Raw genomic sequence first — 9,679 nt, 5'->3', positions numbered from 1 at the left:
TATAAGGTATCACCAGGTCTTCTCAGACCACTTAAGGATGTGAAGTAAGTCTATAACGTCCTAGAATGAACGATTACCTTTGATCAGCAGTGATTACCTCACCCGAGATTGATACTATCAGCACCTCTGCACTTACCTAATCGTTATCTGTTACTATACCGGCCTAATTTTTTGCTGGAAATGTCGAGCTATGTTGGGCCAGATACGTATTGTCATGATTCATACCACACACCCGGGCAATATCGGCGGGGTGGCGCGTGCCATGCAGAATATGGGATTAACGGATCTGTGTCTGGTCGCGCCCAAGCGTTTTCCTGATCCTGAAGCGGATGCGCGTGCCTCCGGGGCCACGGATTTACTGGCCTCTGCTAAGGTTGTCGAGACGTTAGAGGAGGCGTTGGAAGGGTGCCACCTGGTGGTGGGAACCAGTGCGCGTGAGCGTCATATTCCTTGGCCGGTGATTACGCCTCGACAAATGGCGTCGGTGGCATGTGACTTGCAACCGGGTAAGCGGATGGCCATTTTGTTTGGTCGTGAAGACCGGGGTTTGACTAATGATGAGTTGCATCGTTGTCATCATCATGTGCATATTCCCACGAATCCTGATTTTAGTTCGCTGAATGTTGCTGCCGCTGTACAGGTGATTGCTTATGAATTACGTATCGCCAGCCTTGAAGGTGAGCGTGGGACGCCACCTCAATGGGGTACTGCCTGGGATATTGATCTGGCTGATGCCCGTGAAACCGAGTTGTTGTTTGAGCGTCTGGAGAAAACCCTGGTGGGGGTCGAGTTTCTTGATCCGGATAATCCGCGTCAGTTGATGACGCGGCTGCGTCGGCTTTTCCTGCGTGCCGTACCGGACAAGGTTGAGGTGAATGTGATGCGTGGGTTCCTGAGTGCTATCGATAAGGTGCTGGCAAGACAGCCCCGGTTGAAGGGTGAGGAGAATAACGATGTTTGAGCGGTTGAAGGAAGATGTGCGCTCGGTCTTTGATCGAGACCCTGCGGCGCGTAATTTTTTGGAAGTGATTACTAACTATCCGGGTTTGCATGCTGTGTGGTGGCACCGTGTGGCTAATGCCTTGTGGCGTCGAAATTTCAAATGGCTGGCGCGTTTGGTGTCGAATTTTGCCCGCTGGACAACCGGTATCGAGATACATCCGGGTGCCCAGATAGGCCGGCGTTTCTTTATCGATCACGGTATGGGTGTGGTGATAGGTGAAACTGCCGAGGTGGGTGATGATGTCACTCTCTATCAGGGTGTGACGCTCGGTGGTACCAGTTGGAATAAGGGTAAGCGCCATCCAACGCTAGAGAATAATGTCATTGTCGGTGCGGGTGCGAAAATACTGGGGCCTTTCACTGTCGGTGCGGGTGCCAAGGTGGGTTCCAATGCGGTGGTGACTAAAGCGGTCCCAGCGGGTGCCACGGTGGTGGGTATACCTGGTCGTATCGTCAAGCGGGCAGAGGATGACCAAGAGGGTGGCAGTGATGAGCAGCGTCGTCAGATGGCCGATAAAGTCGGCTTTGATGCCTACGGTGTGACTAGTGAAGTCTCTGACCCGGTTGCGCATGCCATCGGCTGTATGCTGGACCATCTGCAAGCCATGGATAAGCGGATGGATAAGATGGGCAGTGTGTTGTGTGATTTGCGTCCGGAATACTGTGATGAACAATTGCCGGAGTTGAAAAAAGAGGATTTTGAAGGCGCTGTGGAAGAGGGTACAAAATCCTAAAAAGGTGGTGATCGATACAGTGATCCGAATCTTGAGTAAAATAGTAGGATATATAGTTGACTAATTATGTTGGTTTTAGCATAATCCCTACATTCTGTAAGCGATGTGAGGTGAAATATGCGGTTAACAACTAAAGGACGTTATGCGGTGACAGCCATGCTGGATTTGGCGCTGCATGAAGGTAAAGGACCAATTAGCCTGGCGGATATATCCGAAAGACAGGGCATATCTCTGTCTTATCTGGAGCAGTTATTTGCCAAGCTAAGACGAAACGATCTTGTCGGCAGTGTACGTGGACCAGGCGGCGGTTATCAATTGAAGCGCTCACAGCGTGAAATTAATGTCGCTGAAGTGATCGATGCTGTGAATGAAAATGTTGATGCCACCGGCTGTAATAAACGCGGTGATTGTCAGTCTGGCGAAGTGTGTCTGACGCACCATTTGTGGTGTGATTTGAGTGATCAGATTCATACTTTTCTGAATGGCATAACACTGGCTGATCTGGTGGAACGTCAGGATGTTAAAGATGTTTCCCTGCGTCAGGATGGCCGACGTTCTGAGCAGATGATCGCCAGTGATATTCAGGTAGCTAGCTGATTCTGAATTTAATTTTTGTTAGTGAAGGTGTAATGAAAAAGCCGGTGTATCTTGATTATGCGGCCTCAACTCCGGTTGACCCCAGAGTTGCCGAGCAGATGATGGCTTGCCTGACGCTGGATGGAAATTTTGCTAATCCGGCTTCTCGGTCACATATTTACGGCTGGAAAGCTGAAGAAGCGGTGGAAACAGCACGTCAGCAAGTCGCCGAGCTAGTGAATGCTGATCCCCGAGAGATTGTTTGGACATCAGGTGCCACTGAGTCCAACAACCTCGCCCTCAAAGGGGCGGCGCATCAGTATCGGCGCAAGGGACAGCATTTGATCAGCTCGGTGATTGAGCATAAAGCCGTCATAGATACGCTGCGTCAGTTGGAGTCAGAGGGTTATGAGGTTACCTGGCTAACTCCTGATTCTAACGGCTTGATTCAGCCAGCTCAGGTGGCGGCAGCCATTCGTGAGGATACGCTGTTGGTCAGCATCATGCAGGTCAACAACGAGATCGGCACGATTAATGATATTGCCGCCATGGGTCAGATTTGTCGTGAGCAGGGCGTGTTGTTTCATGTCGATGCGGCGCAGAGTCTGGGCAAGTTACCGATTGATCTGAGCTTGTTGCCGGTGGATCTGATGTCTTTTTCAGCGCACAAGCTCTATGGCCCCAAGGGTGTGGGTGCGCTGTATGTGCGCCACCAGCCTCGGGTTCGCTTAGAGGCTCAGATGCACGGTGGTGGACATGAGCGGGGGATGCGCTCGGGTACGCTGGCGACGCATCAACTGGTTGGTATGGGTGAGGCGGCCCGTCTGGCCCATGAATTGATGGCCGATGAATCGGCACGTATTCAAGGGATTCGAACGCGTTTTCTTGAAGGGGTTCGGGATCTTCCGGGAATCCATGTACATGGTTCATTAACACAACGTGTCGCTGGAAACCTGAATCTCGGCGTAGAGCAGGCTGATGGTGAGTTGTTACTCATGGCGCTTAAAGACCTGGCTATATCGACAGGCTCGGCTTGTACGTCAGCCAGTCTGGAACCCAGCTATGTGCTGAAGGCCATCGGTGTACCGGATGCACTGGCTCATGCATCCCTGCGGATTAGTTTTGGTCGTTTTACCACAGTGGAAGAAGTTGATTTTGCTGTTGCCCATTTCCGGCAGGTGGTTAGTAAATTGGTCAGTATCACCGCCTGACCGTGGTTAGCGAGAATAAGAGGTAGGGTTATGTCTGAACAGGTTGAACAGTTAATTAAGAAAGAATATGCGGCGGGTTTTCATACGGATGTTGAGTCTGAAACCTTACCTCCCGGATTGAATGAGGATGTGGTCCGCTTTATCTCGGCCAAGAAGAATGAACCAGAGTGGATGCTGGAATGGCGTCTTAAGGCCTACCGTGCCTGGCTGACCATGAAGGAGCCTGAGTGGGCGCATGTGCATTATCCAACTATCGATTTTCAGTCGATCTCCTATTTTTCCGCACCGAAAAGCCTGGCTGATAGGCCTCAGAGTCTGGATGAAGTTGATCCTGATCTGATTGAAACCTACAACAAGCTGGGTATTCCTCTGCATGAGCAGGAGATGCTTGCCGGTGTGGCTGTGGATGCAGTATTCGATTCTGTGTCTGTGGTGACCACCTTCCGGGCCAAACTGGAAGAAGCGGGGGTTATTTTCTGCGCGATCAGTGAAGCGGTGCACAAATACCCTGAACTGGTGAAAAAATATATCGGTTCTGTCGTACCTCAGCGCGACAACTACTACGCCGCGCTTAACTCGGCGGTGTTCTCCGATGGCTCCTTTGTTTATATTCCCAAAGGCGTGCGTTGCCCGATGGAGCTGTCGACCTATTTCCGTATTAACCAGATGAACACTGGGCAGTTTGAGCGCACGCTGATTATTGCTGAAGAAGGCTCTCACGTCAGTTATCTGGAAGGCTGTACCGCCCCTCAGCGTGATGAAAACCAGCTGCATGCCGCCGTTGTTGAGCTGGTGGCGATGGACAATGCTGAAATCAAATACTCCACCGTGCAAAACTGGTATCCAGGTGATGAGAATGGCAAGGGCGGGATTTATAACTTTGTGACCAAGCGTGGCATCTGCCATACCCGTGCCAAGATCTCCTGGACCCAGGTTGAAACGGGCTCGGCGGTCACCTGGAAGTACCCAAGCTGTATCCTGAAAGGGGATCACAGTATCGGCGAGTTTTACTCGGTGGCGTTGACCAATAACTATCAACAGGCCGATACCGGTACCAAGATGATCCATCTGGGTAAAAATACCCGTTCAACCATTATTTCCAAAGGGATCTCTGCCGGGCACAGTCAGAATGCCTACCGTGGGCTGGTGCGCATGGGACCAACCGCGGCTGGTGCGCGTAATTATACCCAGTGTGATTCGTTGCTGATTGGCGATCGTTGTGGTGCGCATACCTTCCCTTATATTGAAAGTTCGCACCCTTCGGCCATAGTCGAGCATGAAGCCACTACCTCTAAAGTGAGTGATGACCAGATGTTTCTGTGTCAGCAGCGCGGTCTGGATCCAGAGAAGGCGGTGTCGATGATTGTTAATGGCTTTTGTCGCGAGGTATTCAAGCAGTTGCCGATGGAGTTTGCCGTAGAAGCCGGTAAGCTTTTAGAAGTCAGCCTGGAAGGTTCTGTCGGTTAAGCGATTCTCAGCCGTATACGTTAATGTTTTTGGAAGATACTATGTTAAATATCAGTAATTTATGTGCCTCTGTAGAAGATAAAGCCATCCTCCGCCAGTTATCGCTGGAGGTGAAGCCGGGTGAGATTCACGCCATTATGGGGCCCAATGGTGCCGGTAAAAGTACGCTGGGTAATGTATTGTCAGGGCGTCCTGGCTATGAAGCTACCTCTGGTAGCGTCACCTTTAAGGGTATGAACTTACTTGATCTTGAGCCTGAAGTACGTGCGCGTGAAGGCTTGTTTCTGGCATTCCAGTATCCGGTGGAAATCCCGGGTGTCAGCAATATGGAGCTGCTCAAGGCGGCTGTCGATGCTCGCCGCGCACATACCGGACAGGAAGAACTGTCAGCTATCGATTTTATGAAAATGGCGCGTGAAGCCAGCAAGGCTGTGGATCTGGATCAGAGCTTCCTCAAACGTGGCGTTAATGAAGGTTTTTCCGGCGGTGAGAAGAAGCGTAACGAGATTATGCAGATGATGCTGATGGAGCCGTCATTGTGCATTCTGGATGAAACTGACTCAGGTCTGGATATAGATGCATTGCAGGTTGTTGCTCGTGGCGTCAACGCCATGCGCGCAGAGAACCGCAGCTTTATTGTCGTGACTCATTATCAGCGTCTGCTGGATTTCATCGTACCGGATTACGTGCATGTCCTGGCCAATGGCCGCATCGTTAAATCGGGTGACAAGTCACTGGCGCTGGAGCTGGAAGCCAAGGGTTACAGCTGGCTCGAAAACGAGGTGGCGTGATGACTTCTGAGTTTCAGCAACATGCCGTATCACTGGCTTCTAGCCAGCCGTTTCCAGCCTGGCTGGGTCAGGTAAGAGAACAGAGTGGTCAGCTATGGCAGGATCTGCCCTGGCCGACACGTAAGACCGAGGCTTGGCGCTACACCTCGCTGTTGCCGATTGAAAATGCACAGTGGCAGTTGGCGTCTCAGGCAACGCTGGATTCTACCGATGGGCTGATCGAACTGGATGCCTATCGCCTGGTGTTTGTGAACGGTCGCTTCGATGCTGCTTTGTCTTCAAGCTTGCCTGCCGAAGTGGTGCGTTTCTCCACCGCAGATAGCGAGCAGCAAGCACTGATCAGTGAACATCTGAATAGCATTGCTGATCAGCGTAAACACCTGTTTGCGGCACTCAATAGCAGCTGGCTGGAAGAAGGTGTTTTACTGCATGTGCAGGCCAATCAGCGCCTGGACAAGCCGGTTTATATCGTGCACGCAACCGATACCCCGTCATCCGAAGTGGTTAACAGCCGTTTGCTGGTGGTGTTGGAAAGTGGCGCTGAGGCGCAAGTGCTGGAGCATTTCTTTACCCTCAGTGCTGAGGATAAGGGCTGGCTGAATTCCACCACCGAGCTGGTGCTGAAAGCCAATGCCTCTCTGAGTCATCATCGCATCAACCTGGAATCTGAGCAGTCACTGCATACCGGTGGTGTGCATGTCAGTCTGGCTGAAAATTCGCGTTTGCTGGGATTCACGCTGGCAACCGGCAGCCGTCTGAAACGCATTGATTACCATGTGTTTCATCAGGGCAGTGGGGCTGATTTGCAGCTTAACGGCATCTACCTGCCACGCAATAATCAACGTATTGATTACCACACCAATGTTGAACACTGTGTCCCTAACTGCACTACCACGGAAGTGTTCCGTGGGGTGATGTCGGATAGCTCAAAAGCAGTGTTTAATGGCCGTATCCATATTCATAAGGATGCGCAGAAAACCCTGGCACAGTTGAGCAACCGCAATCTACTTACGTCAGATCGTGCCCAGATCAATACCAAGCCTGAGCTGGAAATTTATGCAGACGATGTGCGCTGCGCTCATGGAGCAACCGTCAGTCAGCTGAACGATGAGGCGCTGTTTTACCTGACCAGTCGCGGTATTTCTGAAGCGGAAGCGCGGGTGATGCTGAGCTTTGGTTTTGTCAATGAACTGGTAGAGAACCTGACCCTGGAACCCTTGAAAGTTTGGCTACGGCCACGTCTGGCCAGGCTATTTGGCCAGGATGGGCAACTGACACGGCATATTATTCATGACTGAGCAACGTAAATCCTTTGATGTTGACGCTGTGCGGGCTGATTTTCCTATCCTGCAACAGCAGGTGAATGGCCATCCACTGGTTTACCTGGATAACGGTGCCACGACACAGAAACCTCAGGCAGTCATTGATGCGCTGGTGCATTACTACACCTGTGACAACAGCAATGTACACCGGGGTGCGCATACCCTGAGTGATCGTGCTACCGAGGCTTTCGAGCAGGCACGCCTAGCCGTGGCGACGTTTATCAATGCACCAGAAGCGCGTGAGGTGATCTGGACCCGCGGGACCACTGAGGGTATTAACCTGGTCGCCGCCAGTTGGGGGCGTCAGCATCTTCAGGCCGGGGACAGGGTGCTGGTCTCAATGATGGAGCACCACTCCAATATTGTGCCCTGGCAGTTAATTGCGGCCGCAAAAGGCGCGCAGGTAGAGGCTATTCCAGTCACTACATCAGGCGAAATTGATATGCAGGCATTCGAGAGTATGCTGGATGAGCGTGTCAAAATGGTCTCTGTCGGGCATGTCTCCAATGCGCTTGGCAGTATCAACCCGGTGCGTGAGATAGCGCGTCTGGCCCATGTGGTGGGTGCGCTGGTGATGATCGATGGTGCCCAGGCGATCAGCCACTGGATGACGGACGTACAGGCACTGGAATGTGATTTTTATGCTTTCTCCGGACATAAGCTGTTTGGCCCGACAGGCATTGGCGCCCTCTGGGGGCGTGCTGAGTTGCTGGAGGCCATGTCACCTTGGCACGGCGGCGGCGAAATGATTGAAGATGTCAGCTTCGAAGGTACCACCTTTAACAAGATACCGTTTAAATTCGAGGCCGGTACACCCAATATTGCTGATGCGATAGGTCTGGCCGCAGCCATCACCTATCTCAACAGTCTTGATAAGGCTGGCATGATCGCGCATGAGCAGGCTCTGATGCAGTATGCCCAGCAACGTGCCGAGGCATTCGAAGGGATGCGTTTGGTCGGTACAGCGCAGAACCGCATCTGTGTGATGAGCTTTGTGCTTGAGGGGATACACGCTGCTGATATTGGCATGTTACTGGACCAGCAGGGTATCGCGGTGCGTACCGGAAACCACTGCGCCCAACCGGTGATGGAATACCTGGGGCTGGATGGCACGGTCAGGGCAAGCTTTAGTTTTTACAATACGCTGGCTGAGGTGGATCGTTTGTTCGACGGTCTGGCCAAAGCACGCGAATTTCTACTCTGATTTACAGGTGGAGTTAAATTTATGTCGGTAGAACGTTTTGATCCGTCGACTCAGACAGTAACAGTACTTCCTGCTGCCCTTGAGCATTTTCGCAAACAGCTGAGCGCTCAACAGAACGCCCAGGCCATCCGCTTGAGTGTGAAACCCAGCGGTTGCTCCGGTTTTATGTATGTTCTTGATCTGGTTGAAGCTGGACAACAGGAAGACCTCAAGCTGCAGGTGGAAGATGTGACTCTGCTGATTGATAAGTCGAGTCTGGCGATTGTCAGCGGCTCAGAAATTGATTATGTGCGTGAAGGTATTAATCGCCAGATCAAATTTATCAATCCCAATGCCACCAGCGAATGCGGTTGTGGTGAAAGCTTTACGGTGAATGAGTAATGGAAAGACGCATAGTTGTTACTCTGACTGACTGCCCGGCGCGTATTGTTCCGGCAGGCACACCTGTAACTATTCCCAAAGACACCTTTGTTACTATCACCCAGTCACTCGGTGGTAACTATACGCTGACCTGGCATGGTCAGATGGTGCGGGTGGATGGTACCGATGCGGCGGCGTTGGGTCTGGAAGCGGAAAAGCTGTCCTTCCCGCCAGCTGAAACGGATGAAATACTGGAAACTCAGGTCTGGGAAGCGTTGCGGACTATTTATGACCCTGAAATTCCGGTGGATCTGGTGAATCTGGGGCTGATCTATTCGGTCCGTATTGATCAGCAGGCACATAGAGTTGATATCGATATGACGCTTACTGCACCCGGTTGTGGTATGGGCCCGGTATTGGTGGGTGATGTCGAATACAGGGTGGCTAAAGTACCTAATGTTGAAACGGTTAAAGTGGAGCTGGTATTTGATCCGCCTTGGCAACGCGATATGATGAGCGAAGAGGCGCAACTAGCCACCGGTATGTTCTACTGAAAGAGATAGCAGACGTCAGATGAAAACCTTTGGAACCGATATAACCACCGACGACATAATCGATACCCTGTCTTTTTTTGATAGCTGGGAAGATCGTTATCGTTACATCATCGATCTAGGCAAAGAACTCCCGCCTATGGATGAGGCACAGCAGACCGAAGCCAATCAGGTCAAGGGATGCCAGAGTCTGGTGTGGTTATCTGAGCGGCTGGAAGATGACAAACTCTATTTTGAAGCCGACAGTAATTCACACATCGTGCGTGGGTTACTGGCGGTGGTCCTGGCCGCCTACAATGCCAAAACACCGACTGAAATTCAGCGCTTTGATATCGAAGGTTACTTTGAAGCCTTGAATCTGATAAAGCACCTCAGTCCCAGTCGTGGTAATGGGCTGAAATCGATGGTGGCCCGGATCCGGGAGACCGCTGCGCGTATGTCAGCGATGGCGTAACCCTGTA

At 51.6% G+C, this 9,679-nt stretch carries 11 protein-coding genes; all 11 read left to right on the top strand.

Annotation, left to right across the window (positions count from 1 at the left end; genetic code table 11):
• The first annotated feature begins 190 nt into the window (after positions 1 to 190).
• The 11 genes from ACN0R1_RS14630 to ACN0R1_RS14580 all read left to right on the top strand — a co-directional run bounded on the left by ACN0R1_RS14630 (position 191) and on the right by ACN0R1_RS14580 (position 9,672).
• Entirely contained in the window at positions 191 to 961 is a 771-nt protein-coding gene (locus tag ACN0R1_RS14630) for an RNA methyltransferase (protein ID WP_417584128.1), read from the top strand.
• Positions 954 to 1,736, top strand: coding sequence for a serine O-acetyltransferase (cysE, locus tag ACN0R1_RS14625; protein WP_417584126.1), 783 nt, complete (start codon positions 954 to 956; stop codon positions 1,734 to 1,736). Before ACN0R1_RS14630 ends, cysE begins: the two co-directional genes overlap by 8 nt.
• A gap of 117 nt (positions 1,737 to 1,853) precedes the next feature.
• Positions 1,854 to 2,333: a Fe-S cluster assembly transcriptional regulator IscR gene (gene iscR, locus ACN0R1_RS14620; protein ID WP_417584124.1), complete on the top strand. Its 480-nt coding sequence runs from the start codon at positions 1,854 to 1,856 to the stop codon at positions 2,331 to 2,333.
• A 32-nt stretch (positions 2,334 to 2,365) separates the two neighbouring features.
• Positions 2,366 to 3,523 (top strand): IscS subfamily cysteine desulfurase, encoded by a 1,158-nt coding sequence (locus ACN0R1_RS14615; protein ID WP_417584122.1) that lies wholly within the window; start codon positions 2,366 to 2,368, stop codon positions 3,521 to 3,523.
• A gap of 30 nt (positions 3,524 to 3,553) precedes the next feature.
• Positions 3,554 to 4,990 carry a Fe-S cluster assembly protein SufB gene (gene sufB, locus ACN0R1_RS14610; RefSeq protein ID WP_417584120.1) on the top strand — a complete coding sequence of 479 codons (1,437 nt, stop codon included), beginning with the start codon at positions 3,554 to 3,556 and terminating at the stop codon, positions 4,988 to 4,990.
• A gap of 41 nt (positions 4,991 to 5,031) precedes the next feature.
• On the top strand, positions 5,032 to 5,781 hold the full coding sequence (gene sufC / locus ACN0R1_RS14605) for a Fe-S cluster assembly ATPase SufC (protein WP_417584118.1): 750 nt from the start codon (positions 5,032 to 5,034) through the stop codon (positions 5,779 to 5,781).
• Positions 5,781 to 7,079: a Fe-S cluster assembly protein SufD gene (gene sufD / locus ACN0R1_RS14600; protein WP_417584116.1), complete on the top strand. Its 1,299-nt coding sequence runs from the start codon at positions 5,781 to 5,783 to the stop codon at positions 7,077 to 7,079. The genes sufC and sufD overlap by 1 nt, the downstream gene beginning before the upstream one ends.
• A complete protein-coding gene (locus ACN0R1_RS14595; protein ID WP_417584114.1) occupies positions 7,072 to 8,307 on the top strand; it encodes a SufS family cysteine desulfurase in 1,236 nt (411 codons plus the stop codon). The genes sufD and ACN0R1_RS14595 overlap by 8 nt, the downstream gene beginning before the upstream one ends.
• A 21-nt stretch (positions 8,308 to 8,328) precedes the next feature.
• Positions 8,329 to 8,688 (top strand): HesB/IscA family protein, encoded by a 360-nt coding sequence (locus ACN0R1_RS14590; RefSeq protein WP_151057202.1) that lies wholly within the window; start codon positions 8,329 to 8,331, stop codon positions 8,686 to 8,688.
• A complete protein-coding gene (gene sufT, locus ACN0R1_RS14585; protein WP_417584112.1) occupies positions 8,688 to 9,221 on the top strand; it encodes a putative Fe-S cluster assembly protein SufT in 534 nt (177 codons plus the stop codon). The genes ACN0R1_RS14590 and sufT overlap by 1 nt, the downstream gene beginning before the upstream one ends.
• Before the next feature lie 19 nt (positions 9,222 to 9,240).
• A complete protein-coding gene (locus tag ACN0R1_RS14580) occupies positions 9,241 to 9,672 on the top strand; it encodes a SufE family protein (protein ID WP_417584110.1) in 432 nt (143 codons plus the stop codon).
• Positions 9,673 to 9,679 lie beyond the last annotated feature (7 nt).

Source organism: Nitrincola sp. (assembly GCF_048264025.1).
Classification (GTDB): Bacteria; Pseudomonadota; Gammaproteobacteria; order Pseudomonadales; family Balneatricaceae; genus Nitrincola.
The sequence above is the reverse complement of the archived record's forward strand: the minus strand, read 5'-3'. Positions and strand labels throughout refer to the sequence as shown.

Excerpts from the sequence above, each read along its gene's own strand:
- sufB (WP_417584120.1), top strand. The coding sequence starts at position 3,554 with ATGTCTGAACAGGTTGAACAGTTAATTAAGAAAGAATATGCGGCGGGT.
- sufT (WP_417584112.1), top strand. The coding sequence starts at position 8,688 with ATGGAAAGACGCATAGTTGTTACTCTGACTGACTGCCCGGCGCGTATT.
- ACN0R1_RS14615 (WP_417584122.1), top strand. The coding sequence starts at position 2,366 with ATGAAAAAGCCGGTGTATCTTGATTATGCGGCCTCAACTCCGGTTGAC.
- ACN0R1_RS14595 (WP_417584114.1), top strand. The coding sequence starts at position 7,072 with ATGACTGAGCAACGTAAATCCTTTGATGTTGACGCTGTGCGGGCTGAT.
- sufD (WP_417584116.1), top strand. The coding sequence starts at position 5,781 with ATGACTTCTGAGTTTCAGCAACATGCCGTATCACTGGCTTCTAGCCAG.
- sufC (WP_417584118.1), top strand. The coding sequence starts at position 5,032 with ATGTTAAATATCAGTAATTTATGTGCCTCTGTAGAAGATAAAGCCATC.
- iscR (WP_417584124.1), top strand. The coding sequence starts at position 1,854 with ATGCGGTTAACAACTAAAGGACGTTATGCGGTGACAGCCATGCTGGAT.
- ACN0R1_RS14580 (WP_417584110.1), top strand. The coding sequence starts at position 9,241 with ATGAAAACCTTTGGAACCGATATAACCACCGACGACATAATCGATACC.
- ACN0R1_RS14590 (WP_151057202.1), top strand. The coding sequence starts at position 8,329 with ATGTCGGTAGAACGTTTTGATCCGTCGACTCAGACAGTAACAGTACTT.
- ACN0R1_RS14630 (WP_417584128.1), top strand. The coding sequence starts at position 191 with ATGTTGGGCCAGATACGTATTGTCATGATTCATACCACACACCCGGGC.
- cysE (WP_417584126.1), top strand. The coding sequence starts at position 954 with ATGTTTGAGCGGTTGAAGGAAGATGTGCGCTCGGTCTTTGATCGAGAC.